The sequence below is a fragment of the Candidatus Pelagibacter sp. genome, assembly GCF_052049835.1.
Classification (GTDB): domain Bacteria; phylum Pseudomonadota; class Alphaproteobacteria; order Pelagibacterales; family Pelagibacteraceae; genus Pelagibacter.
In genome coordinates this window covers 60,750-85,770 of record NZ_JBNGZF010000005.1, presented here as the reverse complement: position 1 = coordinate 85,770, position 25,021 = coordinate 60,750, and the positions used below count along the sequence as shown (strand labels likewise).

Here is a 25,021-nt window from a genome sequence, read left to right as displayed (position 1 = left end):
TAAAAAAATTTAACCCTTTTGCTAATAAATATTTATTTTTTAATTTTTCATCAAGTTTCATATGCAAGTTAAAATTTTAATCAATATAAATCAGTATCTTTTCCTAAAGATTTATCTATAATGTATTTAGTTGTCCTAAGTTCATTAAATAATTTAAAATATTTTTTTCGACCTGCTGCTGCTATTTTAGATCTTAAATGGTCATTTTTTTTATAGAAATTGATTTTATTTGTTAAATCTTTAATATTTTCATACATAACAATTTCATTTTTACTGAACATATCGTTTAGTTGAGTTTTTTTATCTACAAATGTAAGCAACCCATTTCCCATTAAAGATGCTATTCTATTGCTTGAATAATGTTTAGTTGGCAATCCTCTGCTTAAATTTAAACCCATTTTTGAATTAATTAATGCCTGATAAAAATCATTACCCCATATTGGCTCTTTATTTTGAAAACCATAAAAATCATAATCTATATTTTCTAATTTTTTTATAAGACTATTTAAAAAATGAATTCTAGAGTCATCTTTACCTTTTTTAAGAGTAGCCCTATTTACACCATGGCTCATTGCGTAAAAAAGATCTTTTATTGGACGATTTTTTGAAACATTAAAACATTCAATGTTTTTATCTACAGGTATAAATAAAAAATGCAGATTTTTAATATTTATATTTTGATTTTTTAATACACTTGGATGAGTAGTTATAAAATTATGATCAACTATATTTGAATAATTTGTAATATTTTGAATATTTTTTCTTGAATAACTTAAACTTTTCATAACTGGATCTTCATTCCATTGAGAAATAATTAGATTGTCACTTAAATTTTTAAACTCTTTGATAGTTTCTTTAGATATATTTTGTGTATGACCAAAAAAAATTAAATCTGGATTATAATTTTTTGAAGTTTTAACCAAATAATCTTGAAATCTATTAATATTCTTAACTTGAAATATATTTCTATTTTGTCTTATAAAATCTCTATCACTAATTTCTAAAACATCATGACCGTTTCTGATAAAGCCATTAGTAAATTTCTTTCCCAAGGATATATTATAAAGTCTATGAAAATTTTTTTGTCCCGTATTATAAATATTTATTATTCTTAATTTATTTCTTAAATAATTTAGACTAAAATTTTGTGTTAGACTATCTCGAATTCTATCTATAAATTCAGAATTATTTTTAACTAAATGTTTAATGTTTTTAAAACCATCTTTTTGAATTTTTTTTCTTAATTTAATGTTTACAATTAATTTTTTAATTTCTTTATATAATTCTTTTGCATTTAATTTTTTTAAAATAATACAGTGATCTGTCGTTTCAGGCAATCCACCTCTATTTGATATAATAGTTGCGCATGCCCTTGAGGAGGACTCAAGTGCTGTTCTTCCAAAAGGCTCTTCCCATCTTGATGGAACAACTGCTATTTCTGATTTGTTTAAAAAATTTAAAACTTCTTTATGTTTAAGAAAACCTAATTCTTGATGATTTTTATGATCAATAAAGGGTCTTTTTCTATCTTCATCACCAATTGAATATGCTTTCCAGTCTTTAAATTCATCTAATATTTTAGTTATTGCATCTTTGTAAATATCATAACCTTTTGAAGTATTTAATTTTCCTACAAATGTAATTTTTTTATCTTTTTTGCTAATTTTATTTTTTTTATGAATACTTGGATAAACAATTTCAGTTTTATCAGAAAGCTTTTTATCTAAATCTATAAAAAATCTATCTTGAACCCATTTACTTACAAAAATAATTTTATCTAAATTGATGAGTAAATTTAATCTTTCACCTGCACTCTTTGATCCGTTCATAGATAGTGGATCATTATGAAAATACAAAATATATTTAGAATTAACTTCTTTTTTTAAATAATTAAAAATTAAAGGTCTATTATGAATTTCTATAATATCGAAACTTTCATTTTTGATTTTAGAAATTATATTTCTACAATATTCTTTAGTAGTACTTGATAGTTTTGATTTTAGATTACTTATACTTATATTTTGATAATTTTTAGTTAAGAAATCTGTTGTATTTGTGTTCCCAAATATAAAATTTGTATTTTGATATTTTGAATGTTTAAAAAAATCACAAACCCATATTGCTGCTGCTTGCGCTTTAGATATAGTGTAATTTTCTTTGTAAGGAAGTATTGTTGCTATTTTCATATACTATTTTTTTATTCTTTTTAATATGGATGATCTTTTTTTTCTATCCTTTTTAAGTAAATATTCAAAGGATAGAGCTTCAGATTTAGACAAAAACCTTTTTTTATAAATTATTTTCCATTTATAACCTCTGGTAGCCTTTGCTCCTTTAGAGGAGTTGTGTTTTTTTAATCTCGAATTAACGTCTATTGAATAACCAACATATGTTTTATTTAAATATCCATCTAAAGTTTTAAGGATATATACGTAATGGTACATATTTTATGGCGGTCCCTAGGGGAATCGAACCCCTCTTTCGAGGATGAAAACCACGTGTCCTAACCGATAGACGAAGGGACCGAATTGCTGCTTTTTATTGTAAAATCAATAATTAATCAAGCTTATCATTATATATTTTGTTTCTGTTTTATGACTTTTTTTAGCCCAGATGATTTATGTGTCACTAAAGTCTCTGAAATAAATTCATTACCTTGAATTTTTATTCCTGAAACCAGGTCACCAGAAGTAATACCAGTTGCACAGAAAATAGAATCACCAGAAACTATTTCATTTAATTCATATTTTTTTTTTAGGTCATTTATACCCATTTTTTTTGCTCTAAACTTATCTTCATCAGTTTCAAATAAAAATCTTCCTTGAAAACTACAACCAAAAGAATCTAAAGCCGAAGCAGCTAATACACCTTCTGGCCCGCCTCCAATTCCTAAAAATATATCAACATTGTGCCTATTATCTGTAACTAATAAAGCACCAGATACATCACCATCTGAAATTAATTTTAATTTAACTTTTAATTTTTTTAGCTCATCAATTATTTTAATATGTCTGGGTCTATCAAGTATGCATGCGGTAATATTTTCAGGATTTTTATTTAAATAGTCACTTAAATTACTTATATTTTTTTTGACTGAATAGTCTAAATCAATTACATTTTTTTCTGTTACTCTAGTTGTAATTTTCTCCATGTAAGTCTCTGGTGCATTTAATAAATTATTTTTTTCTGAAATAGCAATTACTGATAGTGCGCCTGGAAGATTATTTGCAGCAAAATTTGTGCCTTCCAAAGGATCAACAGCTATGTCTAGTTCAGGTCCTTTTTTATTGCCAACTTTCTCACCAATATAAAGCATAGGTGCTTCATCTAATTCTCCCTCACCTATAACTATTTCTCCCCGAATGTTCATTTTATTTAACTCTGATCTCATGGAGTCTACTGCAGCTTTATCAGCTGCAATTTTATCTTTTTTACCAACTAAATATGAAGAAGATAAAGCTGCTTTTGTGGTAACTTTAATAAATTGATCAATTAAATTTTTATCAATTGCCATTAAATTTTTTCATCAACTAAATCTTCTTGATTTATTTTAGACTCAAACTCTCTTAAACGTTTGTAAACACTAGCAAGTTCTATTATGGTTGGCCAAGCTTTTAATAAATATTGCATAGATCCCTCAACTCTTCCAAATGCTCTAATAATTTGTTGCATAACACCTAAAGTAACAACACCCGCAACTATAGCTGGAGCTAAAAAAACATATGCAGATAAAACATTTGCTTGTAAATAAGCAATTCGCCCAATATTAAAATATAGATATCTTAAATAACTTAAAAAATGTATTTTACGAACATCATCAAATAATTCATCTATTGTTTTTGGTCTCACATTTCCATCATCCTCAGCAATAACTAAAATTTTTCTGTATGCAGCTTCTTGTTTTTGTAAATCATATTCGATACCAACTAGCCTTAATATTAAGCCAAGAACAATTAAAAAAACAGTTCCCCCAATAGTCCAAATCAATGCTCCAACTATTAGTCCATATTCCCATTCTCCAAAAAAGAAAATTGGGATCCCCACACTTAAACCAAATAATATAGGAATAAATTGTATCAAAATCATTATAGACTCTATTAAACTTGTGCCTAACCCCTCCATTATTCTTGTAAATTTAATTGTATCTTCTTGAACCCTCTGTGATGCACCCTCAATTTTACGTGCTTTGTCATATACAGAGTGATACCACTCTACCATCGATGTTCTCCATCTAAATAAATAATGAGCTGTAAAGAAACTAATAGCTACATAAACAGCAATATACATTGCTGCCAAGGTAATAAATGAAAATAAGCTTGCAAAATATTCTTCAATAGAAACTGCATTTGGTTCTGCAAGAGCTTTCTGAATCATGTCATAAAACACACCAAACCACTCATTTATTTTGACATCTATTTCAACTTGAACCCAAAGTGATGAAAGAATAATAAAGGAACCTATCCAAGACCAATAAAACCAATTCTTTTCTGTGAAAAATCTAAACATTTTTTATTTAAGAAAATTATCAGCGTAAGATTTTTTTACCGTTTTTCTTTTTCTTGGTTCAATTAATTCAAAATCAATTTTCTTTTTTTTTGCATAATTAATTGCAAGTTCTTTAGATGAAAACTCTAACTTTAGCTCTGTATAAGTATCAGAAGAACTTTCCCAACCCATCAAAGGATTCTTTGTAGGATCTTCAGTTTTATACTCCAATATCCATTTATTGTTTTTAGCTAAGCCTGATTGCATTGGATTTTTATTAGGAATATAAATAATAGCTTTTTTCATAATAGATGGTCGGAGTGGCAGGATTCGAACCTGCGACCCTCTGGTCCCAAACCAGATGCGCTACCAGGCTGCGCTACACTCCGATCCGAGTACTAATACAGCAGTTATTGATAATTTCAATGTATAAAGAAGCCAAAATTAAAAGAAATTTGGTTAAAATCTGGTGTATAACGAAGCATGATAATTACTTGTCCAAATTGTAACAAGCAATTCAAAATTGATAATTCTTTAATACCAGATGAAGGTAGAGATTTGCAATGTGGATCATGTAATCATATTTGGTTTTATAATGCCCAAGAAAAAAATAATGAAGTACTAGAGCTGAAACAGGAAATTATCAGTGAAGACATTGAAACAAAAGCTGAAAATGAAAATAAAGAGGATAAAATAGAAGAGAAACAACAACCAGAAGAAATAATTAAAACTGAAATTAATAATAAAAAAAGAGAAAAAAATTCAGAAAAACAAAAAAAAACTACTACACTTAAAAAAACAGAAAATAAAGGAAGTAAGTTTTTTTCATATTTAATGGTATTTATTATATCTTTTATAGCATTAATTATCTTGCTAGATACTCTAAAAACTCCACTAATTAATGTGTTTCCTGGATTAGAAATTGTTTTATTTAACCTTTTTGAAACATTGCAAGATATAAAACTATTTATTATAGACCTAACTTAATTTTTTATGATTAATTATATATCTAAGCCTTTTAGATGGTTTTTTAAATTAGAAGCAGCAAGTGGATTGGTATTATTGTTTGCTGCAATAATTGCATTATTTATAAGCAATTCTGGACTAGCAGATTTATATTTTGACACTCTAAACAAATATTTATTTATAGGTATAAATAATTTTGGATTAAAATTATCAGTATTACATTGGATCAATGATGCCTTAATGGCAATTTTCTTTTTTTTTGTAACTTTAGAAATTAAAAGAGAATTTTTACAAGGAGAACTTTCAAATATAAAGCAAGCTTTGTTACCAATAATAGCTGCTGTAGGAGGAATGTTAATTCCTGCATTATTTTATGTTTTTATAAATTATGGTGATAGTGAAACATTAAATGGGTGGGCAATTCCATCAGCTACTGATATAGCTTTTTCTTTAGGAGTTTTATCTTTATTAGGTAAAAGAGTTCCTTTATCTTTAAAAGTATTCTTAACTGCATTAGCTATAATTGATGATTTAGGAGCCATAGTAATTATTGCCCTATTTTACTCTGGAGATTTGAGTATTAAGTACTTAACTCTAATGTTGTTGGCTTTTATTGTTTTGTTATTAATTAACAAATTTAATATTAAAAAGTTTCTACCTTATTTAGTTGTTGGACTTTTTCTTTGGGATTTTACACATAACTCAGGAATACACGCTACTATTGCGGGAGTTCTGTTAGCCATGACAATTCCTCATAGAAAAAAAGAAAAAGATTTTTCTTTATTGATTAAAATAGAACATGCAATTAGTCCGTATGTTGCTTTTGGGATAATGCCTTTATTTGCATTTGCAAATGCTGGAGTATCTTTAGATGGTTTATCATTTGCTTCATTATTGGATAAAGTTCCATTAGGCATTGTGCTAGGATTATTCCTTGGTAAACAACTAGGTGTTTTTGTGTTTTCTTACATATCTATAAAATTGAAGGTGGCTCAAATGCCAAATGATACAAGTTGGTATAATTTTTATGGTGTAGGGGTACTTACTGGGATTGGATTCACCATGAGTTTATTTGTTGGAAATTTAGCTTTTGTTGAAAACATGCAATATATGGATGGTGTAAAAATAGGTGTATTAACCGGGTCATTGTTATCCACTTTATTTGGTTATTTTTTGATATTACTTACTCCCAATAAACCGAGTAAATGAGAAAAGTAATATTTCTGTTATCTATAATTATGTTTTTTTTTAAAACTTCAGCTAGTGCAAACTATGAAAAAAAAATTTATGACTTCAGCATAGAAAGTATAACTGGTGAGACAATTAATTTTAAAGATTACAAAAATAAAGTTATTTTAGTTGTGAATACAGCAAGTTATTGCGGGTTTACCAAACAATATGATGAATTACAGGAATTGTGGGATTTATATAAAGAAAAAGGTTTAATTGTTCTTGGTGTACCATCTAATTCATTTAATCAAGAAAAAAGTAATGATGCAGATGTAAAAGAGTTTTGTGAAGTAAATTTTAATATTAACTTTCCTCTTACAACTATTACTGATGTAAAAGGCAAAAATTCACATGAAATTTTTAAATGGGCAAAAGAAAATCATGGAAAATCCGCTGTTCCTAAATGGAATTTTCATAAAATTCTAATTAATAAAGAAGGCAAAATAGAAGATACTTTTGCATCGATGACAAAACCAATGTCAAAAAAAATAATTAAAGCTATAGAAAATATCTTATAAGTTTATAGTTAATCCATCATGTGCTGGAATAATATTTTTAGGAAGCATTTTTTTGAGCACCTTATAATCTAATACTGGTGATAAGTTTGTAAGAATAGCTTTTTTAGGTTTAAATTTTTTAATTATAGCTAGTGAAGACTCTAAATTAAAGTGGGAAGGATGAAAATTGTACCACAAGCAATCAATGACTAAATATTTTAGATTTTTAAAATATTTATGATCTTTGTTATAAATTTTACTTACATCACTTATATACGCTAATTTTTTATCAATTATAAAGCAATTTGATTTAACCTTACCATGTTCAACCATAACTGATTGAATACCAATCTTTTTATTATTATTTTTTGTAAATATTTTTTTTGGTAGTTTATTGAGTATAAGAGTTGCAGGATATTCTTTTGAATAACTTTTAAAAATATAAGAAAATGTAGAATTAAGGTATTTAGAAGTATATTTATCAGCGTAAACATTAAGCTGTTTTCTGCTGTTTATATAAAAAGATCTCAGATCATTTATTCCATGGGTTTGATCACCATGCATATGAGAATATAACACTTTATTAATTTTTTTTATTTTATGTCTTAAAAGTTGTTGACGTAGATCAGGAGATGTATCTATGAGGATATTTTCATCTGTAGTTTTTATTAAAGCTGAACATCTTGTTCTATAATTTTTTTTATTTTCAGGATCACAGTTTCCAAAAAAACCATCCGGTCTTGGTACACCCATTGAACTACCACAGCCTAAAATAATAAATTGCATTAATATCAATTAAAAAATAGTTTATTAAAGTTATCTGTAGTTTTTTTGATAAGATATTCTTTGGATATATTTTTAATTTCAGCTAATTTTGCAGCAGTAAAATCAATAAATGATGGTTCATTTTTTTTTCCTCTTTTAGGTACGGGTGCTAAAAAGGGACTATCTGTCTCAATTAAGATATTATCCATTGGAATAGATTTGAACGTATCTTGTAAATCCCAAGAGTTTTTAAAAGTAATGATGCCACTTGCTGAAAAGAATGAATTTAAAGTCATTAGTTTTTCTGAAAATTCTTTAGACCCAGTAAAACAATGCATCAAAATTTTAAGGTTTTCATTTTTATATTCATTTAAAATCTCAAAAGTTTCTTTTTCTGCATCTCTTGAATGAACAATTAATGGAATGTTGGTTTTTATAGATGCATCTATATGTTCTTTAAAACTTGCTATCTGCTTGTCTTTTTCACTATTATTATAGTAAAAATCTAATCCAGTTTCTCCAATACCAATGATTTTTGAGTTTTCATTGAGACTTTCTATGATCTGCTTTGAAGTGATAATATCTGTGGAGCTTTCATGAGGATGAATGCCAATAGTACCATAGATCATTTCATCTTTATTTATTAAATCTTTTACTCTAGAAAAACTTTCAAACGAAGTTGAGATAGTAAGTAATTTTTCTATACCAACTTCTTTTGATCTTTGTATTACATTAGCTAAATCACTTAATAATGGTTCATGATCTAGATGACAGTGTGAGTCAATCATTGTTTTTCTCTATTTTTTTAAAAAGTATGTCTATTTTATTTATATTATTTCCTTTTATTAAATACTCATTATTTAAAACTGAGTCTAATTTTATATTTTTTTCTTCAATATCAAAGATCTTTAACGCCTTTAAAGAAGATTCAGGAATAATTGGATATAGTAAAAAACTTATTTTTCTTACAATTTCTAAAGTAGTGTAAACAATAGTATTTAATCTAATTATATCATCTTTCTTTTTCCATGGTTCTTGATCATTAAAATATTTGTTAGCTTCAAAAAGTGAATTTACAATATAATCAATGTAAAAATTAATATTTTGACTGTCAATTTGCGACCTAATATTATCTAAATTATCACAATACTTATTTAGTATTAATAAATCTTCATCATGAAATTTTACTTCTAATGGAATTTTTCCATTACAATTTTTTATTGCAAAAGCAGTAACGCGCTGACATAAATTTCCAAAATTATTAGCTAGATCACTATTAATACAATCTTCTAGTCTTTCTTGAGATATATTTCCATCATTTCCAAAAGAAACTTCTTTGATTAAGTAGTATCTTAAAGGATCTAGACCATACTCTTTAATTATTTCAATTGGATCAAGAATATTTCCTTTAGATTTAGACATTTTTTCTTCTCCTGATAATATCCATCCATGCCCATAAACTCTCTTTGGTAAATCAATTTTTGCTGCTAATAAAAAGGCAGGCCAATAAACAGCATGGAATCTAAGTATATCTTTTCCAATTAAATGTATTGAGGCTGGCCAAAATTTTTTAAACAAATCATCATTCGTATTAGGATAGTTTAATGCGCTCAGATAATTTGTTAAAGCATCGAGCCAAACATATATCACGTGGTTTTTATTGTTTGGAACAGCTATGCCCCATGAAAAACTTTTTCTACTAACAGAAAGATCTTTAAGACCACTTTTTACAAAACTAATAACTTCATTTTTCCTAGATTGTGGAGCAATAAAATCCGGATTAGCTTCATAATATTCTAATAAAGGTTTTTCCCACTTTGAAAGTCTAAAAAAATAAGATTCTTCCTCAATCCATTCAACAGGAGATTTTGATGATATAGCAATTTTTTTTCCATCTAATTCCTCAATTTCATCTTCGTTATAAAAGGCTTCATCTGATACTGAATACCATCCAGAATAGTTTGATAAGTATATATCATCATTTTTTTCAAGTTCATTCCAAAGATGTTGAACTGTTTTTTTATGTCTAGCTTCTGTAGTTCTTATAAAATCAGTATTAGATAAATTCAAAGTATCTGAAAGATCCCTAAAGGTTTGACTAATTTGATCACAAAACGCTAAAGGCTCCTTCCCTGCTTTTTCTGCAGATCTTTGAATTTTTAATCCATGTTCGTCTGTACCAGTAAGAAAATGAACTTGATAATCATCAATTATTTTAAATCTTGCAAAAAAATCTGCGATAATACTTGAATAAGCATGACCCATATGAGGCTTAGCCGACGGGTAGTAAATAGGCGTAGTAATATAATAAGTTTTATTCATTTAGTATTTTATCCTCAAATTCCATAAACAATGTTTCCTCATCTAAATTATAAATTCTAGTTTTATTAATTTTTTCTAAAAAATAATGGTATGACTTTAGTAAATTAATATTTTTGCTAGATATATTGTTTCTAAAATAAAGTTCAATAAAAGAATAAATGATTTCAATAATTGATTTATCTTTTTTATAAATTTTATTTTTAATCATGGTTGTTAGGGTTGTGTTTAAATCAAAATTAACAAGATCTAAGTCATATTCCTCAGATAACTTAATTAATTTAAATAATTTTCCAGGAGTTACATAATAATCAAATAACTTGTTATTGATAATAGTATTTATGTCATCGTTTAATAATTGATTAACAATTCTAATAGACTGATCTTTAGTTAAAAAAACTTTGAAATTTAAACATCTAGATTTAAGAGTTGGTAGCACTCTTTTATTATTATTTATTAAAACAAAATTTATATTTTCACTAGGTTCTTCTAAAATTTTTAACAAAGCATTAATTGAATTTAGGTTTAATAATTCAATATTATCAATTAAAACAAATCTCTTTTTATTATTAAATGAGGATTTATTAAGATTTATTATCAATTCCCTAATTTGATTTATATCAATATTTTTTTTTTCCTCTAAGACATCAATTAAGTAAAAATTTGGATTAGATTTACTTAGTATAAGTTTGTATGACTTATTATCTGGATTAATTTTATTATTTTCATAGTCGTATGGATGATCTTCATTTTCCGATAATACAAGATTAATTAAATGATATGCTAATGTTGATTTTCCAATACCTTTTTCACCGGATAACAGAATTTTATTAGGCAAAGTATCGTTTTTAGATAATTTATATAATTGATTAAAAATTTCTTTGTGCTCAAATAAATTTATTTGAGTTATGGGATTTAAATTCATTTAACTAATTTTTTAATTTGATTTATTATTAAATCTTCATTTATTTTTATATCTAAATTAGAATCAATTACTTTGTATGATTTTTTATTCGATTTAGCTAATTTCAAAAAACCTTTTTGAACTTTATTATAAAAATTCATATCAAACTGATCATATCGATTGAGAGATTTTCTATTTTTCAATCTTTGAAATAGATTTTTTTTATTTACAACATTGAGAAAAGTAAAGTTTACTTTAATATTTTTTAATAGAAATTTATTTATGATATTTATAATGTTTAAATCAACACCCATGCCAAAATGCTGATATGCAATAGTTGAGTCTGTAAATCTATCAATCAAAATAATTTTTTTTTTGTATGATTTTTTTATAAGATTTATATTTTCACTACGCGCTGCTAAATATAAAAGTAAATCAGTATACATGTTAAAATTAGATTTTTTATTTAAAATTAATCTCCTTATTTTTTCAGAATTTAAACTACCACCTGGTTCTCTTATCTTTATATATTTAATTTTCTTTTTATCTAAATATTTAGATACTTTATTTATATGGTAACTTTTACCACTGCCCTCTATACCCTCAAAAACAATGATGGGTTTTTTAGACATCACCCCAAATTAAATAATTTATTGATTTTATTAATCTTGTAAAAAAATTAACTTTTTTAATTTCTTTCGATGAAAGTAAATCATACTCACCAACAAGTTCTTGATCATAAACAACTCTGAGTGTGGCTATTTTTTGATCTTTTTCAATTGGTGCTTCAACTGGTCCATCATACTTAACAACAATTTTTAAAAGTTTTTTTTTCGCCTTTTTGATTGTTTTATAAATATCTTCCTTTGTATATGCTTCCACACTATTCTCTTTTCCTAACCAAACATCAATTTTGTGTAATGGTTTATTAGCTTTAGCTATTTCTACAAGATCATAGTTGGTAAGACCAAATGTAAGTAATTTTGTGCTCTCTTTAGATCTAGCATTTTTTGAATTAAAACCGCTTCCTACAGCAATCAATCTTCTGCCATTTCTATCTATTGATGATGCTAAAGAATATTTTTCAACAGCTAAATAACCAGTTTTTATTCCATCAGCTCCAAGATTTTTATAAAGCAATGGATTTCTATTTCCTTGTGTTATTGGATCGCCCCCTGTTCTATCCCACGTAAATTCTTTTTCTGCAAACATTTTGTAAAATTCTGGATGTTCTTTTATTAAATATCTAGACATTTTTAAAATATCTCTAACAGTTGAGTAATTGTCGGGGTCATTTATTCCTGATGAATTAGAAAAATTTGTATTATCCATCCCTAATTCTTTTGCTTTAGCAGTCATTAAAATTGCAAATTCTTCTTCAGTACCTGCTATACCTTCAGCTAATGCAATACATGCATCATTACCGGAAGCAACAATAATACCTCTCAATAAATTTTCTACAGAGACCTGATCACCAACCATTATAAACATCGATGAATACCCAGATGTAGATAATCTCCAAGCTCTCTCAGATATTATAAATTTTTCGTTTAAACTAAGATCACCTGATTTTATTAAATCAAAAGCAATAATTGCTGTCATTATTTTTGTCATAGAAGCAGGATAAATTGAAATATCTGGTTCTTTTTCATAGAGAATTTCTCCAGAATGATAATCTTGTAATATTGCAGTTCTTGCCTTTACATCAAAATTAGCTTTTGAAACACTTACTAATGAAAAACTAAAAAAAATTACAATTAATAATATTCTAAACATCTTTTAATATCTCTACATTTTCAAAATTTAATACTTTTATTTCGTTAAATGATTTTTCTAGTTTTTTTATATCACTAAATGGACCCAATAATACCCTATATTTAGTTTTAGATAATTTCTTAATCACAGATCTTTTTATATTTGTCTCATCTTTTATTCTATTAACCATGTTTTCCGCTGAGTCTCTGTAATAAAAATCTGCAATCTTTATTGAATATAAAAATTTATGTTTTTTTATTTTGACTTCTTTAGTTTTTTCTTTACCCAGATTATCTATGGTAATTCCGTCAACAGGAGCTTTTTCAGCTACACTTTTCTCTTCATCAAAAGTCTTTGCCTTTTTGGCTACAAATGTTGAACTTTTTGAAATTAAAACAAGATCGATATAAGGTTCTTTAGGGTCAAGTGATAACTCCTCAGCAATTCGTTGCGTAATTACAGAGTTATAAAAAGTAGAGAATTTAACGTTATTAGAGATTACTTCTGCTATAATGGATTTATCATTAATAGGATTTGTAATTTTAACAAATGAATTTTTTTTAATTTTATTGTGAAAAATTAAAAGAGATCTATTATCAATTTTTTTAGATATTTTTTTTTCTTTTTTTAATTCATCATCATAAATTAAAGCAAATCCAGTATTACTATACTTTTGATCACTAATATAAACTAAGTTTTTATTATTTTGATCAAATTGATTACATGCAGATAAAAAAAGTATAGCAATAATTAATATAACTTTTTTAAAGTTCATTTTCAAATTTATCCTTTAATGTACAAACAGCTAAAGCAAATCGCAATGATCTATTCCATTTTAATATTATCTCATAGTTATCAAATACGATATAAGCTGGATTCAAAGTTTCGGCATCAGGTATGATATCTTTATCGGGAGTTATAATGGCTACCTTTAAAGCATTGTACTTGTTATCTATTTGATCATTATTTTTAATAAATTGTCTAAAATATTTTAATTTTTTTTTATCATGAAGTTTTTTTGCAGAAATATTTAAATATTTACTTGGTATATTCTCTGATAAATCAATTCTATAAAAACAAGGATTTTCACTTTTCCAACCTATTTGATTTAAATAGTTTGATGCCGAAGCATACGCATCATTATTATTTTTTAAATCTATGTATCCGTTGCCATCATGATCAATTGCATAATTTTTCATTGTTGATGGCATAAATTGAAAAAAACCAAAAGCACCTGCCCAAGACCCATATAATGTTTTGTAATCTATTTGTTCATTTTCAATTAATCGTAAAAGTGTTAATAATTCATTTGTGAAAAATTCCGATCTTCTTTTATCAAAACTCAAAGTTGCCAAAGAGGATAAAATATCCATTTTACCAACATATGTTCCAAAATTAGTTTCTATTCCCATTAGGGCTAATAGTAACTCTCTCTCTATATTAAATTTGTTTTCAACATTATTTATTAACGTTGAATTTTTTTCATAGAATTTTTTTCCTAATGAGACTTTTTTTGAAGATGTTCTTTTTGAAATATAAGTTTTAGTATCCTCATAAAATTCAGGTTGATACCTGTCATATTTTATTACATCTGATAAAAATTTAGTATCGGACATAACTCTATCAAAAGTTTTTTCTGAAATATTGTTTTCTAAAGCTATTTTTTTAAAATTTAATTTCCAATTTTCAAATTCTTTATTGATATCAGCAAATGATAAATTAATAGAAATAAAAATAAAAAATAAAAAAAAATTAATTAGTTTCATGCAAATCCTTTAAATATATAATTACAGCAATCCAAATAAAAATAAAACTAACTAATTTTGTTATTGAAAAAGGCTCGTTGTAATAAAAGTAACCTAATAAAAACTGAAAAGTAGGAGTTATATAAAATATCATGCCAGTTGGTCCTAAACCACAGAGTTCGACTCCTCTAACGTATAAAAATAAAGGTATTACGGTCATAGGTCCAGCAAGATAAATAAATAGCATCATCGATGGATCAGATAATTGAAAATCATTATATCCTTTACTTGCTATCAAATAAAAAGCCAACAGTGCAAATGGTAATATAAATAAACTCTCTATAAGAAGGCCTACATCAGTATCAACATTAATTTTTTTTCTAACTAGATTGTAAAACCCCCAACTTATAGCAACAATTAAACCAACCCAAGGTAATGATTTAATACTTACAATTATTAAAAAAAGGATAGATAGAATAACTAACAGAATTGAAAAGACTCTTTTTTTATTAAGTTTCTCTTTAAAAAAAAGATAACCAAGCATTACGCTTAAAATGGGCATAATAAAATATCCAAAACTTGCGTCTATAATCCTATTTGTTGCTATAGCATATATCCACACACTCCAATTTATAAAAATCAAAAAACCTGAGATAAATAAATAAAATATATTTGATTTATTTTTTACAATTTGAAAAAAAATATTCCATTTAGAGAAAAAAAAAGTAGTCAGAATTAAAGTAAACGCTGTCCATAAACATCTATGAACTACTAATTCAATATGCCCAATATAAGCAATATATTTAAAATAAATTACACCAAAAAAACCCCACCAAAAAGATCCAAACCCAGCAAGTAATAAGCCTTTGTTAAATTCTTTATTCATAGAAATGCATGATGCATGTAATTAATAAGTTTATTAGACTATTTTATGGTTGAATTAAATAATTATAATTATAAAACCTTGCTCACGGAGAGATGGCTGAGCGGTTGAAAGCACCGGTCTTGAAAACCGGCAAAGGGGCAACTCTTTCCTGGGTTCGAATCCCAGTCTCTCCGCCATTATTTTTGTTTATAGTTAAAATTTTTATATAAGAAATTGATATTATTCTTTTCAAATTCAAAATCAGTTTTAAAACCATTGTAAAAATTATATAAATTTGAGTCATCTATTTTCAGTAGTTTTTCTAAATCAAGAAGATCATTTTCATTTAAATCATTTATATATTTTTTTGTAAATGCACCCAAAATATTATCCATTTCTTTTGTGCCTCTATAGTTAGATCGGTAAATAATTTTTTTTTTTAATTCATCTATGTTGATCATAATAATTAGAATATATTAGTAGTTTATGAATAACAAAACAAATTATGAATATTTATTGTCAGATTTAAGTTCTTTAAAAGGTGTAGGAACTAAAACAAAAAATTTATTAAAAAAGAAAAATATTAATAATTTATTTGATTTACTATGGAAACTTCCAAAATCTTATACAGATAGAAGCTTGTCATCAAAAATAAAAGATTTAAAAATTGGTGAAATACAAACAGTAACTATAATTCCTCAAAAGTATAACTTCCCTCGTATAAGAAAATTACCAAATAGAGTTTTATGCAGTGATGAAACTGGTGAAATAGATTGTGTTTTTTTTAATAGTTATGAAGGATACATAAAAAAAATACTTCCATTAGGAAAAGAAATTACTGTTAGTGGTAAAATAGGACATTTTAGGAATAAATATCAAATTACAAATCCAAAATATGTTTCTGAGGATTCTTCTTTAATCAAGCAAACTCATAATAAATACTCATTAACTGAAGGTATTTCTGAAAAAATATATAATAAAATCTTAAATCAAATAATCAATAATTTGCCAGTTTTTAATGAATGGCACTCTAAAAGTATTATATCTAAATTTAAAAACATAAGTTGGAATAGCTCAATTAAAGAACTGCACAAACCTGAAAATATTGGAAATTATAAATCAAATTTCTATCAAAGACTTGCTTTTGATGAAATATTTTCAACATTTCTAGTTAATTCAGAAATAAGAAAAAAAATAAAAAAAATAAAAAAAAAAAATAAAGTTATTAATTTATATAAACAAAACTCTATCATTAATAAGTTATATTTCTCTCTTACAGATGATCAACAAAAATCACTTAACGAGATAAACGAAGACTTAAGTTCACCAAATAAAATGTTTAGACTTTTACAAGGAGACGTTGGTAGTGGAAAAACAATAGTTTCTCTTATAGCAGCAATTAATACTATAAATTCTGGTTTCCAGGTTGCTTTTATGGCTCCTACGGAAATTCTAGCAAGACAACATTTTAATCTAGCAAAAAAATTATTTCCTAAAAATATAAATATAGCTCTTATTTATGGAAAATCAGAATACAAAGTAAAAAAAGAAATACTTCAAAGATTAGAAAATAATAAAATTGATATTATTTTTGGCACACACGCTATTTTTCAAAAAAAAGTAACTTTCAAAAAATTAGGATTAATAATTATAGATGAACAACATAAATTTGGAGTGAATCAAAGAAAAAGATTGTCAGACAAAGGTGGACCAAATTGTGACGTATTATTAATGACAGCAACACCTATACCTAGAACTCTAACAATGACAATTTATGGTGATATGGATATTTCAATAATTAGAGAAAAACCTAAAAATAGAAAACCAATTAAAACGTATAGTAAATTAGAGATTAAAATTGAAGATGTTTTAAAATTTATAAACAAAGAAATTAATAATGGAAATCAAATTTTTTGGGTTTGTCCATTAATTGAGGAATCTAAAAAATTGGATCATTCATCAGCTGTCAAAAAATATGAATATTTAGAAAGCAAGTTTCCAAATCAAGTAAGTTTACTTCATGGAAAAACTGATGTAGATGAAAAAAATGAAATATTAAATAATTTTTTAAATAATAAATTTAAGATATTGGTTTCAACCACGATTATTGAGGTTGGTATAGATTTTCCAAATGCAAATACGATTATAATTGAAAATGCAAACAAATTTGGTTTATCTCAACTTCATCAACTAAGAGGTAGAGTTGGTCGTGGGGATAAAGACTCTACATGTATATTAATGTTTAAATCAAATCTAAGTGAAAACGCAAAAAAAAGAATAAAAATTTTAAAAAACACTAATGATGGTTTTTTAATATCTGAAGAAGATATGAAATTACGAGGGTTTGGAGATATTTTGGGATTTAAACAAAGTGGTATAAAAAATTTTAAGTTAGCAGATCCAATTCAAAATAGTGATCTTTTCTTATTAGCTGAAAAAGAAATGAGAAGAATAGAAAAATCAAATGAAGATATAAGTAAATTTAAACCTTTGATTAAATTGTACGATAGAGCTGATATAATAAATGATATTGCTTAAGTTTTTTTGGTAGAGGTTCCTGCTGAAACTATAAACTTAGATGCCTCCTCAAATGACATATTCAAGTAAATAACATCTTCCATAGGAAACATTAATAAAAAACCACTAGTTGGATTTGGTGTTGTTGGCACAAAAACATTAATTAAATTCTTACCAGTTTTTTGAGCCATTTCCCCTTTGTTTTCTTTCGTTGCAAAACCAACAGCCCAAACTCCTTTTCTCGGATATTCAACTAAAACTACACTTTTTTTTCCATCATCTTTTTTTGAAAAAGTTTCTGTCATTTGAACAATCGCAGAATAAACTGTTCTTAAAAATGGAATTCTTTTGAATAAATCATCTATCAGTTTAAGAATTCGTCTTCCAAAAAATGATAATGAAAGTCCACCAACAATGGTTATTAATAATATTGAAATAATAATTTCAACACCAGGAATATTAAATGGCAAATAACTATTTGGATTAATATTTTTAGGAATTAAATTTGAAGAAATACCTATTAAAATTTTAGTTAAATAAAGTGTAAAACCAATTGGTATTAAAACAACAACACCGGTAATAAAATAATTTCTTAATGTTAATGAAAAAGATTTTTTTGAGCCCTTTTTTGCCATATTTAAAATTAACTATAACTAGCGTATACAACAAAAACAATTGCAATGATAAATAATACAATTAAAATTTTGTTATTAAGATTCATGTTAAAATACTATTATCAATTTTAGGTAGATATGGATAGAAGAAAATTTTTGAGATATATAGGTTGTGGATGTGGAAGTATACTTTTGAACTCTTGTTCAACTGCTCCAATAACTGATCGAAAACAATTAAAAATTATACCTGAGGCTAAATTAAATGCACAGGCAGCTCAAATTTATGAAAAAGTTAAAGAAAAAGAAAAAATGAGCGATGATTTAAAAACATTAAATGAAATAAAAGAAATTGGAAAAAGAATGGAAGATTCGATTAGTGAATATTTTTATAAATCTAATTTAGAAGACCCAACAGTAAATTTTGACTGGGAATATATTTTAATTGATAATAAAAAAGTAAGAAATGCATGGTGTATGCCAGGTGGTAAAATAGCAGTCTACACAGGTATATTAGATGTTACAAAAAATCAAAATGGATTAGCTGCTGTAATGGGTCATGAGGTTGCTCATGCAGTAGCAAAACATTCAGTTGAGAGAGCTAGCAGAGGTGTTTTATTAAATACAGGGGCTAGAATTATAGATATAGCTAGTGGAGGTATTTTATCTGATATTAATAGAACAACAGGAATGGATACTGTGGGTATGTTGGCACAATTAGGAATAATGAATCCCTTCAATAGGAAACAAGAAAGCGAAGCTGATTATTTAGGTATGATTTTTTCATCTTTATCTGGTTATGATATTAGAGAAACAGTTAAAATTTGGGAAAGAATGAAAGAATTTAACAAAGGTAAAGAGCCTCCTCAATTTATGAGCACACACCCTTCATCAGACACAAGAATAAAGCAACTCAATGAATGGATGAATGAGGTTATTTTAGATTATCCACCAATTAATGTAAGTTAATTGAATTAGTGGTGAGCCCTGATGGACTCGAACCATCGACCCATTCCTTAAAAGGGAATTGCTCTACCAACTGAGCTAAGGGCCCCCAAATTATTCAAATTGAATAATTGTTATATACAGAATTATTATTTTTTTTCAAATGACAATTTTAACCAAATCTATAAAGCTTCTACAACTTATCAATGTATTTATCGTGAAATTGATCAAAAGTGCCTTCATTAATATTTTTTCTAATTGAGGCCATTAATTCTTGATAAAAATTAATATTATTTAGCGTCAGTAACATTGAGGCAAGAATTTCATTTGTGTTAAATAAGTGATTTAAATAGTTTTTTGAATATTTGTTTAAATTAAGATTTTTACAATTTGGATCAAGTGGCGTGTTGTCATTTTGATATTTTTTATTTTTAATATTGATTCTTCCCTGCCATGTAAAAGCCAAACCAGTTCTGCCAGATCTAGTTGGCAATACACAGTCAAACATATCTATACCTCTTTTTACAGCACCCAAAATATCTGATGGTGTTCCAACACCCATTAAATAGTGTGGTTTTTCAACAGGTAAGTTTTCCTTAATATCATTTAAAACGTTAAACATTTCATTTTGAGTTTCTCCTACAGCTAATCCTCCGAGAGCATATCCATCAAAACCAATTTTAATTAACTCTTGAAGAGACTTTAATCTTAAATCTTTAAAAAGACCTCCTTGGACTATACCAAATAAAGCTTTATGTGGATTATTTCCAAATGCAACTTTAGATCTTTCTGCCCAATAAAGTGATAAATCCATAGATTTTTTTATTACATTATAATCATTAGTTTTTTTTGGGCACTCATCCATAATCATCACAATATCAGAATTTAAACCCAACTGAATTCGTATACTCTCTTCGGGACTTAAGTAAAATTTTTTTCCATCAACATGAGAGTTAAATATAGCGCCCTTCTCTCTATCAATTTTATTTAATTTTGACAAAGACATAACTTGAAATCCACCAGAGTCAGTTAAAATAGGTAAATCACAATTCATGAATTCATGGAGTCCACCAGCAGATTTAATTCTTTCAACACCTGGTCGTATCATTAAATGATATGTGTTTGAAAGTATTATTTCTGATCCAGTTTTTTTTATATCGTCTATTGTACAAGCTTTTACTGTAGCTTGTGTTCCAACAGGCATAAATGCTGGGGTGTGTATATTTCCACGATGAGTCTCTATTAAACCACACCTAGCAAATTTATCTTTTTTTAAAATGTTAAAGGCAAATTTTTTTAATGCCATTAAAAAAATTATTGAGATTTGAAACTAATAATTTTATCTGGATCAGTAACAGCACCATTATTGTTTTGGTCACCTCTTTTGATTTTATCAACAAATTCCATTCCTTCTATTACTTTTCCAAAAACTGTATATTGTCGATCTAAAAAAGGAGCTGGCTGAAAACAAATAAAGAATTGACTGTTTGCACTATCAGGATCTTGAGCTCTTGCCATTGATAAAGTTCCTCTATCATGCGGTAAACTATTAAATTCTTGCTTTAAATCTGGGAAGTCAGAACCTCCCATGCCTGCTCTTCTGAGATCAAAATCTTTAGATTCTGAATTACCAAATTTTACATCTCCTGTTTGAGCCATGAAACCATCTATAACTCTGTGAAAAACAACGTTATCGTATTTACCACTATTCGCTAATTCTTTAATTCTTTTTACATGATTTGGGGCAACATCTTCGAATAATTCAATTTTAACATCACCATCTTTTAATTTTAATATCATTATATTCTCCTCAGCTATTGATTGATTAGTAATTAAAAAAAACAAAATAAGTATTTTAATAAAAATTTTACTCATATTTATCTTTTAATGATTTAATTGTGCTTTTTGTAGTAAATTTTTTTATATCACCTTTTAATTTAACAATATCTTTAACAAATCTTGATGAAATGATTTGATTTTCTACATCAGACATTAAAAAAATTGTTTCTATATTTTGATTCAATTTTCTATTCATACCAGCTAATTGAAATTCGTACTCAAAATCAGATACAGCTCTTAATCCTCTTAAAATTATGTTTGATTTATATTTTTTACACAAATCAGTTGTTAAAGATCCAAAAGAAACAACTTTTATTTTTTTTCTATTTAACTTTAGATCTTTAAATAAAGCTCTATTCACTATTTCTATTCTTTCCTCAGAACTAAACAAATAATCTTTATTACTTTCATCTGAAACACCTACTACTATCTTATCAAATAATTTTAATGATTTTTTTATTACATCTATATGTCCAAAAGTAATTGGATCAAATGTTCCGGGATAAATTGCTATTTTACTCATTAAATTAAATTATCATCAATTTTAATTGCCGAAACAACTTTTTCTTCACCTGATAACTTAATTATCCTAACACCTTGGGTATTTCTGCCTGCAGTTCTAATTTCTTTAACTGCAACTCTTATAACCCTACCTTTGTTGGTAGAAATCAATATTTCATCACCTTCAAATACAGGAAAGGATGATGTAATATTCCCATTTCTTGGTGAATTTACTATTCCTATAATGCCCTTTCCACCTCTGTTAGTAACTCTGTAATCTGTGTGTGAGGTCTTTTTACCATAACCATTCTCGCTTATTGATAAAACAAATTTCTCTCTTGCTTTTAATTCAGATTTTTCATCGTTTGTTTTTTTTCCATTTTTATTAATTTTATCGTTATCAATAACTGATAAAGATACTATTTGATCATTTGATGCTAACTCTATTCCTTTAATTCCTTTAGAAGATCTGCCTTTAAAAACTCTTAGTTTCTTTGCTTCAAATCTAATACATTTACCAAATTTTGTGCTTAAAATTACATCTTGATCATCTTTACAAATTTTAACACCTACAATTTTATCATTGTTATCTAATTTCATTGCAATTTTTCCAGATGCATTAATTGATGAAAAATCTTCTAAACTATTTTTTCTTACTTTTCCCTGTGCTGTAGCAAAAATTATTTGATAATTTTTTAGGTCTGTTTCTGCATCAGGCATTGGCATAATTGAGCTTATTGCTTGATGACTCTTCAAAGGTAAAATATTAAATAAAGATTTTCCTTTTGATGAAGATGACCCCTCTGGGATTTTCCATGCCTTGATCTTGTAAACTAAACCCTCGGTAGAAAAGAAGAGCACTGATGTATGAGTATTCACAGATAGTGTTTGAACAACTGAGTCTTGATCTCTAGTTGTTATGCCTGATTTTCCCTTACCACCTCTTTTTTGTTTTTTTACTCCATCTAAGGAACCCCTTTTTATGTATCCTTGTAAAGTAACTGTAATTATTACAGATTGTTTTTGGATAGTTTCTTCAATATCGTAATTTAAAACAGCATCTATAATTTTAGTTCTTCTTGGTACAGCAAATTTCTCTTTAATATTTTTTAGCTCTTCACTGATTACTTTTAAAAGTTCTTTTTTTGATGAAATAATCTTTTTATATTTAGTTATTAGTTCGGCTAATTTTTTAATTTCAACTTCGATTTCATTTATCCCTAATGCAGTTAATTTTTGAAGTCTTAATTCTAAAATAGCTAAAACTTGTGGTTCAGATAAAGAGTAGAGGTTTTTACCTTTTTTTCCCTCAACTAAAGAAATTAATTTTTGAGATTTGTTTATTTTCCATTTAGTTTTTAAAATTGATATTTTAGCATCATCAGGTGTTTTAGATGATCGAATAATTTTTATTATTTTATCTAGATTTTCAACTGAAACTGATAATCCTATTAGTATATGAGCACGTTCCTCTGCTTTTTGAAGATCAAATTTAGTTTTCTTAATAACTACATCTTCTCTAAAAGTTAAAAAATTAGATAAAAAATCTTTTAAAGTACAAGTTTGAGGTTTTCCCTCAACAATAGCCAAAGTATTAAAACCAAACGAACTTTCTATTTGAGTGTTTTTATATAATTGTCTCTTTATAGTTTCTGGTTCTACACCGTTTCTTAAATCTATAGCTACTCTAATGCCTTCTCTGTTTGATTCGTCTCGAATATCTCTTATACCTTCTATCTTTTTTTCTCTTACTAACTGAGCAATCCTTTCGTTTAAAACAGATTTGTTAACTTGGTACGGTATTGAGGTTATTACCAGTCTTTCACGTCCGTTTTTTTGTTGCTCAATTGAAATTTCACCTCTTATCTTAAAGGACCCTCTACCATTGTTATACCCTTGTTTAATTATATCCTTACCTATAATTACACCACCAGTTGGAAAATCTGGACCAGGTATATGTTTCATCAATTCTTTAATTTTAATATCTTTATTATCTATTAAGGCTAAGGTACCATCTATAATTTCACCTAAATTATGTGGAGGTATACTTGTTGCCATACCAACAGCGATACCACCAGCTCCATTTACTAATAAATTTGGAAACTGTGCTGGTAAAACACTAGGTTCTTTCTCAGTTTCATCATAATTGCTTTTGAATGTAATTGTGTTTTTTTCAATGTCATCAATTAAATATTGAGAAACTTTAGACAAACGAGTTTCTGTATATCTCATTGCAGCAGCAGGATCGCCATCTATAGAACCAAAATTTCCTTGACCTTGAATTAACGGTAAGCTCATTGAGAAGTCTTGGACCATTCTAACTAAAGCATCATAAACAGATTGATCACCATGAGGATGGTATTTACCAATAACATCTCCAACTATTCTTGCAGATTTTCTAAATTGTTTAGACCAATCATATCCGCCTTTGTACATTGCATATAAAATTCTTCTATGAACAGGTTTTAAACCGTCTCTTACATCAGGAAGTGCACGACTTACAATTACACTCATTGCATAAGAAAGATATGATGAGCTCATCTCATCATGCATTGAGATTAATTTTATATTTTTATCTTTAAACTCTTCAGTATTTTTCATAGAAATTAAAATGGAATTTCATCATCCATATCTGACACCTGTGAAGAATCCTCAATGTTATTTTGTTGAGTTGTGTCATTTTGAATTCCACCACTAGAATTACCTCCACCCAACATTGTGAGCGAAGAATTATATCCTTGTATGACTATTTCAGTTGAATATTTATCTTGTCCCGATTGTTCATCTTTCCATTTTCTTGTTGTAAGTTGACCTTCTACATAAACTTGAGCACCTTTTTTTAAATATTGTTGAACAACATTCACTAAACCTTCATTAAATACAACTACACGGTGCCACTCAGTTTTTTCTTTTCTTTCACCAGTGTTTTTATCTTTCCAAGATTGACTTGTTGCAAGGCTTAATCTGGCTACACTTTTGCCATTTACCATTTGCTTAATTTCTGGATCTGCGCCCAAACGACCAATTAATAATACTTTATTTAAACTTCCAGCCATAATATTTAATATTTGTTAAAT

Annotated in this window: 26 protein-coding genes and 4 tRNA genes; 6 read left to right on the top strand and 24 right to left on the bottom strand. The window is 26.8% G+C overall.

Going from position 1 to position 25,021, the window contains the following annotated elements; genetic code table 11:
• Nucleotides 1–80: 80 nt before the first annotated feature.
• From ACTT9R_RS04705 to ACTT9R_RS04675, 7 genes are all read right to left on the bottom strand, one after another.
• Entirely contained in the window at nucleotides 81–2,186 is a 2,106-nt protein-coding gene (locus tag ACTT9R_RS04705) for a glycosyltransferase (protein WP_440926869.1), read from the bottom strand.
• Nucleotides 2,187–2,189: 3 nt separating this feature from the next.
• Nucleotides 2,190–2,444, bottom strand: a complete 255-nt coding sequence (locus ACTT9R_RS04700) for a GIY-YIG nuclease family protein (RefSeq protein WP_440926868.1) — start codon at nucleotides 2,442–2,444, stop codon at nucleotides 2,190–2,192.
• Nucleotides 2,445–2,450: 6 nt separating this feature from the next.
• A tRNA-Glu gene (locus tag ACTT9R_RS04695) sits at nucleotides 2,451–2,525 on the bottom strand.
• 47 nt (nucleotides 2,526–2,572) lie between these two features.
• On the bottom strand, nucleotides 2,573–3,514 hold the full coding sequence (glpX, locus tag ACTT9R_RS04690; RefSeq protein WP_440926867.1) for a class II fructose-bisphosphatase: 942 nt from the start codon (nucleotides 3,512–3,514) through the stop codon (nucleotides 2,573–2,575).
• Nucleotides 3,514–4,506: a putative transporter gene (locus tag ACTT9R_RS04685; protein ID WP_440926866.1), complete on the bottom strand. Its 993-nt coding sequence runs from the start codon at nucleotides 4,504–4,506 to the stop codon at nucleotides 3,514–3,516. The genes glpX and ACTT9R_RS04685 overlap by 1 nt, the downstream gene beginning before the upstream one ends.
• A gap of 3 nt (nucleotides 4,507–4,509) precedes the next feature.
• Nucleotides 4,510–4,791 carry an ETC complex I subunit gene (locus ACTT9R_RS04680; RefSeq protein ID WP_440926865.1) on the bottom strand — a complete coding sequence of 94 codons (282 nt, stop codon included), beginning with the start codon at nucleotides 4,789–4,791 and terminating at the stop codon, nucleotides 4,510–4,512.
• Nucleotides 4,792–4,797: 6 nt separating this feature from the next.
• Nucleotides 4,798–4,874 (bottom strand) — tRNA-Pro (locus ACTT9R_RS04675).
• A gap of 94 nt (nucleotides 4,875–4,968) precedes the next feature.
• Between ACTT9R_RS04675 and ACTT9R_RS04670 the strand changes: the two genes are divergently transcribed.
• From ACTT9R_RS04670 to ACTT9R_RS04660, 3 genes are read left to right on the top strand one after another with little or no spacing between them, the layout of a single operon-like run.
• Nucleotides 4,969–5,472 (top strand): zinc-ribbon domain-containing protein, encoded by a 504-nt coding sequence (locus tag ACTT9R_RS04670; RefSeq protein WP_440926864.1) that lies wholly within the window; start codon nucleotides 4,969–4,971, stop codon nucleotides 5,470–5,472.
• Nucleotides 5,473–5,478: 6 nt separating this feature from the next.
• Nucleotides 5,479–6,660 (top strand): Na+/H+ antiporter NhaA, encoded by a 1,182-nt coding sequence (nhaA, locus tag ACTT9R_RS04665; RefSeq protein WP_440926863.1) that lies wholly within the window; start codon nucleotides 5,479–5,481, stop codon nucleotides 6,658–6,660.
• On the top strand, nucleotides 6,657–7,199 hold the full coding sequence (locus ACTT9R_RS04660; protein WP_440926862.1) for a glutathione peroxidase: 543 nt from the start codon (nucleotides 6,657–6,659) through the stop codon (nucleotides 7,197–7,199). The genes nhaA and ACTT9R_RS04660 overlap by 4 nt, the downstream gene beginning before the upstream one ends.
• On the opposite strand, the gene ACTT9R_RS04655 is transcribed toward ACTT9R_RS04660, so the two are convergent.
• The 9 genes from ACTT9R_RS04655 to rarD are packed head-to-tail and all read right to left on the bottom strand — an operon-like array spanning nucleotide 7,194 to nucleotide 15,552.
• On the bottom strand, nucleotides 7,194–7,964 hold the full coding sequence (locus ACTT9R_RS04655) for an MBL fold metallo-hydrolase (RefSeq protein WP_440926861.1): 771 nt from the start codon (nucleotides 7,962–7,964) through the stop codon (nucleotides 7,194–7,196). The two genes, ACTT9R_RS04660 and ACTT9R_RS04655, sit on opposite strands and share 6 nt — an antisense overlap.
• A 5-nt stretch (nucleotides 7,965–7,969) precedes the next feature.
• On the bottom strand, nucleotides 7,970–8,731 hold the full coding sequence (locus ACTT9R_RS04650) for a TatD family hydrolase (protein WP_440926860.1): 762 nt from the start codon (nucleotides 8,729–8,731) through the stop codon (nucleotides 7,970–7,972).
• Nucleotides 8,724–10,265 (bottom strand): methionine--tRNA ligase, encoded by a 1,542-nt coding sequence (gene metG / locus ACTT9R_RS04645; protein WP_440926859.1) that lies wholly within the window; start codon nucleotides 10,263–10,265, stop codon nucleotides 8,724–8,726. Before metG ends, ACTT9R_RS04650 begins: the two co-directional genes overlap by 8 nt.
• The gene (locus ACTT9R_RS04640; protein ID WP_440926858.1) at nucleotides 10,258–11,187 is read right to left on the bottom strand and encodes an AAA family ATPase; all 930 of its coding nucleotides are present in this window, start codon (nucleotides 11,185–11,187) and stop codon (nucleotides 10,258–10,260) included. Before ACTT9R_RS04640 ends, metG begins: the two co-directional genes overlap by 8 nt.
• Nucleotides 11,184–11,798 (bottom strand): dTMP kinase, encoded by a 615-nt coding sequence (gene tmk / locus ACTT9R_RS04635; RefSeq protein ID WP_440926857.1) that lies wholly within the window; start codon nucleotides 11,796–11,798, stop codon nucleotides 11,184–11,186. The genes ACTT9R_RS04640 and tmk overlap by 4 nt, the downstream gene beginning before the upstream one ends.
• Nucleotides 11,791–12,942: a D-alanyl-D-alanine carboxypeptidase family protein gene (locus ACTT9R_RS04630; protein ID WP_440926856.1), complete on the bottom strand. Its 1,152-nt coding sequence runs from the start codon at nucleotides 12,940–12,942 to the stop codon at nucleotides 11,791–11,793. Before ACTT9R_RS04630 ends, tmk begins: the two co-directional genes overlap by 8 nt.
• On the bottom strand, nucleotides 12,935–13,696 hold the full coding sequence (locus tag ACTT9R_RS04625) for an SPOR domain-containing protein (protein ID WP_440926855.1): 762 nt from the start codon (nucleotides 13,694–13,696) through the stop codon (nucleotides 12,935–12,937). The genes ACTT9R_RS04630 and ACTT9R_RS04625 overlap by 8 nt, the downstream gene beginning before the upstream one ends.
• Nucleotides 13,686–14,687: a lytic murein transglycosylase gene (locus ACTT9R_RS04620; protein ID WP_440926854.1), complete on the bottom strand. Its 1,002-nt coding sequence runs from the start codon at nucleotides 14,685–14,687 to the stop codon at nucleotides 13,686–13,688. Before ACTT9R_RS04620 ends, ACTT9R_RS04625 begins: the two co-directional genes overlap by 11 nt.
• Nucleotides 14,674–15,552, bottom strand: coding sequence for an EamA family transporter RarD (gene rarD, locus ACTT9R_RS04615; protein ID WP_440926853.1), 879 nt, complete (start codon nucleotides 15,550–15,552; stop codon nucleotides 14,674–14,676). The genes ACTT9R_RS04620 and rarD overlap by 14 nt, the downstream gene beginning before the upstream one ends.
• A gap of 86 nt (nucleotides 15,553–15,638) precedes the next feature.
• Here rarD and ACTT9R_RS04610 point away from each other — a divergent pair.
• Nucleotides 15,639–15,728 (top strand) — tRNA-Ser (locus tag ACTT9R_RS04610).
• Here ACTT9R_RS04610 and ACTT9R_RS04605 read toward each other — a convergent pair.
• Nucleotides 15,729–15,992: a succinate dehydrogenase assembly factor 2 gene (locus tag ACTT9R_RS04605; protein WP_440926852.1), complete on the bottom strand. Its 264-nt coding sequence runs from the start codon at nucleotides 15,990–15,992 to the stop codon at nucleotides 15,729–15,731. It abuts the tRNA gene before it with no gap.
• Between the two features lie 25 nt (nucleotides 15,993–16,017).
• Here ACTT9R_RS04605 and recG point away from each other — a divergent pair, with 25 nt between their 5' ends.
• Complete coding sequence (gene recG, locus ACTT9R_RS04600; RefSeq protein WP_440926851.1) at nucleotides 16,018–18,069, top strand: ATP-dependent DNA helicase RecG; 2,052 nt, start codon at nucleotides 16,018–16,020, stop codon at nucleotides 18,067–18,069.
• On the opposite strand, the gene ACTT9R_RS04595 is transcribed toward recG, so the two are convergent.
• On the bottom strand, nucleotides 18,066–18,683 hold the full coding sequence (locus ACTT9R_RS04595) for a DUF502 domain-containing protein (protein WP_440926850.1): 618 nt from the start codon (nucleotides 18,681–18,683) through the stop codon (nucleotides 18,066–18,068). The genes recG and ACTT9R_RS04595 overlap by 4 nt on opposite strands.
• A gap of 117 nt (nucleotides 18,684–18,800) precedes the next feature.
• On the opposite strand from ACTT9R_RS04595, the gene ACTT9R_RS04590 reads away from it, so the two are divergent.
• Nucleotides 18,801–19,628: a M48 family metallopeptidase gene (locus ACTT9R_RS04590; protein ID WP_440926849.1), complete on the top strand. Its 828-nt coding sequence runs from the start codon at nucleotides 18,801–18,803 to the stop codon at nucleotides 19,626–19,628.
• A gap of 9 nt (nucleotides 19,629–19,637) precedes the next feature.
• On the opposite strand, the gene ACTT9R_RS04585 is transcribed toward ACTT9R_RS04590, so the two are convergent.
• From ACTT9R_RS04585 to ssb, 6 genes are all read right to left on the bottom strand, one after another.
• Nucleotides 19,638–19,713 (bottom strand) — tRNA-Lys (locus tag ACTT9R_RS04585).
• Between the two features lie 84 nt (nucleotides 19,714–19,797).
• Nucleotides 19,798–20,910 carry a tRNA guanosine(34) transglycosylase Tgt gene (gene tgt, locus ACTT9R_RS04580; RefSeq protein WP_440926848.1) on the bottom strand — a complete coding sequence of 371 codons (1,113 nt, stop codon included), beginning with the start codon at nucleotides 20,908–20,910 and terminating at the stop codon, nucleotides 19,798–19,800.
• Between the two features lie 8 nt (nucleotides 20,911–20,918).
• Nucleotides 20,919–21,479, bottom strand: coding sequence for a peptidylprolyl isomerase (locus ACTT9R_RS04575; protein WP_440926847.1), 561 nt, complete (start codon nucleotides 21,477–21,479; stop codon nucleotides 20,919–20,921).
• Nucleotides 21,472–21,966 carry a pantetheine-phosphate adenylyltransferase gene (gene coaD / locus ACTT9R_RS04570; protein ID WP_440926846.1) on the bottom strand — a complete coding sequence of 165 codons (495 nt, stop codon included), beginning with the start codon at nucleotides 21,964–21,966 and terminating at the stop codon, nucleotides 21,472–21,474. Before coaD ends, ACTT9R_RS04575 begins: the two co-directional genes overlap by 8 nt.
• On the bottom strand, nucleotides 21,966–24,545 hold the full coding sequence (gyrA, locus tag ACTT9R_RS04565) for a DNA gyrase subunit A (RefSeq protein ID WP_440926845.1): 2,580 nt from the start codon (nucleotides 24,543–24,545) through the stop codon (nucleotides 21,966–21,968). The genes coaD and gyrA overlap by 1 nt, the downstream gene beginning before the upstream one ends.
• Before the next feature lie 5 nt (nucleotides 24,546–24,550).
• Complete coding sequence (gene ssb, locus ACTT9R_RS04560) at nucleotides 24,551–25,000, bottom strand: single-stranded DNA-binding protein (RefSeq protein ID WP_440644127.1); 450 nt, start codon at nucleotides 24,998–25,000, stop codon at nucleotides 24,551–24,553.
• Nucleotides 25,001–25,021: the final 21 nt, after the last annotated feature.

Excerpts from the sequence above, each read along its gene's own strand:
- nhaA (WP_440926863.1), top strand. The coding sequence starts at position 5,479 with ATGATTAATTATATATCTAAGCCTTTTAGATGGTTTTTTAAATTAGAA.
- ACTT9R_RS04705 (WP_440926869.1), bottom strand. The coding sequence starts at position 2,186 with ATGAAAATAGCAACAATACTTCCTTACAAAGAAAATTACACTATATCT.
- ACTT9R_RS04630 (WP_440926856.1), bottom strand. The coding sequence starts at position 12,942 with ATGTTTAGAATATTATTAATTGTAATTTTTTTTAGTTTTTCATTAGTA.
- ACTT9R_RS04650 (WP_440926860.1), bottom strand. The coding sequence starts at position 8,731 with ATGATTGACTCACACTGTCATCTAGATCATGAACCATTATTAAGTGAT.
- ACTT9R_RS04640 (WP_440926858.1), bottom strand. The coding sequence starts at position 11,187 with ATGAATTTAAATCCCATAACTCAAATAAATTTATTTGAGCACAAAGAA.
- ACTT9R_RS04680 (WP_440926865.1), bottom strand. The coding sequence starts at position 4,791 with ATGAAAAAAGCTATTATTTATATTCCTAATAAAAATCCAATGCAATCA.
- ACTT9R_RS04685 (WP_440926866.1), bottom strand. The coding sequence starts at position 4,506 with ATGTTTAGATTTTTCACAGAAAAGAATTGGTTTTATTGGTCTTGGATA.
- rarD (WP_440926853.1), bottom strand. The coding sequence starts at position 15,552 with ATGAATAAAGAATTTAACAAAGGCTTATTACTTGCTGGGTTTGGATCT.
- ACTT9R_RS04700 (WP_440926868.1), bottom strand. The coding sequence starts at position 2,444 with ATGTACCATTACGTATATATCCTTAAAACTTTAGATGGATATTTAAAT.
- ssb (WP_440644127.1), bottom strand. The coding sequence starts at position 25,000 with ATGGCTGGAAGTTTAAATAAAGTATTATTAATTGGTCGTTTGGGCGCA.
- ACTT9R_RS04655 (WP_440926861.1), bottom strand. The coding sequence starts at position 7,964 with ATGCAATTTATTATTTTAGGCTGTGGTAGTTCAATGGGTGTACCAAGA.
- ACTT9R_RS04595 (WP_440926850.1), bottom strand. The coding sequence starts at position 18,683 with ATGGCAAAAAAGGGCTCAAAAAAATCTTTTTCATTAACATTAAGAAAT.
- ACTT9R_RS04620 (WP_440926854.1), bottom strand. The coding sequence starts at position 14,687 with ATGAAACTAATTAATTTTTTTTTATTTTTTATTTTTATTTCTATTAAT.
- ACTT9R_RS04605 (WP_440926852.1), bottom strand. The coding sequence starts at position 15,992 with ATGATCAACATAGATGAATTAAAAAAAAAAATTATTTACCGATCTAAC.
- ACTT9R_RS04670 (WP_440926864.1), top strand. The coding sequence starts at position 4,969 with ATGATAATTACTTGTCCAAATTGTAACAAGCAATTCAAAATTGATAAT.
- ACTT9R_RS04575 (WP_440926847.1), bottom strand. The coding sequence starts at position 21,479 with ATGAGTAAAATTTTTATTAAAATACTTATTTTGTTTTTTTTAATTACT.
- tmk (WP_440926857.1), bottom strand. The coding sequence starts at position 11,798 with ATGTCTAAAAAACCCATCATTGTTTTTGAGGGTATAGAGGGCAGTGGT.
- ACTT9R_RS04590 (WP_440926849.1), top strand. The coding sequence starts at position 18,801 with ATGGATAGAAGAAAATTTTTGAGATATATAGGTTGTGGATGTGGAAGT.
- recG (WP_440926851.1), top strand. The coding sequence starts at position 16,018 with ATGAATAACAAAACAAATTATGAATATTTATTGTCAGATTTAAGTTCT.
- coaD (WP_440926846.1), bottom strand. The coding sequence starts at position 21,966 with ATGAGTAAAATAGCAATTTATCCCGGAACATTTGATCCAATTACTTTT.
- gyrA (WP_440926845.1), bottom strand. The coding sequence starts at position 24,545 with ATGAAAAATACTGAAGAGTTTAAAGATAAAAATATAAAATTAATCTCA.
- ACTT9R_RS04660 (WP_440926862.1), top strand. The coding sequence starts at position 6,657 with ATGAGAAAAGTAATATTTCTGTTATCTATAATTATGTTTTTTTTTAAA.
- ACTT9R_RS04625 (WP_440926855.1), bottom strand. The coding sequence starts at position 13,696 with ATGAACTTTAAAAAAGTTATATTAATTATTGCTATACTTTTTTTATCT.
- glpX (WP_440926867.1), bottom strand. The coding sequence starts at position 3,514 with ATGGCAATTGATAAAAATTTAATTGATCAATTTATTAAAGTTACCACA.
- metG (WP_440926859.1), bottom strand. The coding sequence starts at position 10,265 with ATGAATAAAACTTATTATATTACTACGCCTATTTACTACCCGTCGGCT.
- tgt (WP_440926848.1), bottom strand. The coding sequence starts at position 20,910 with ATGGCATTAAAAAAATTTGCCTTTAACATTTTAAAAAAAGATAAATTT.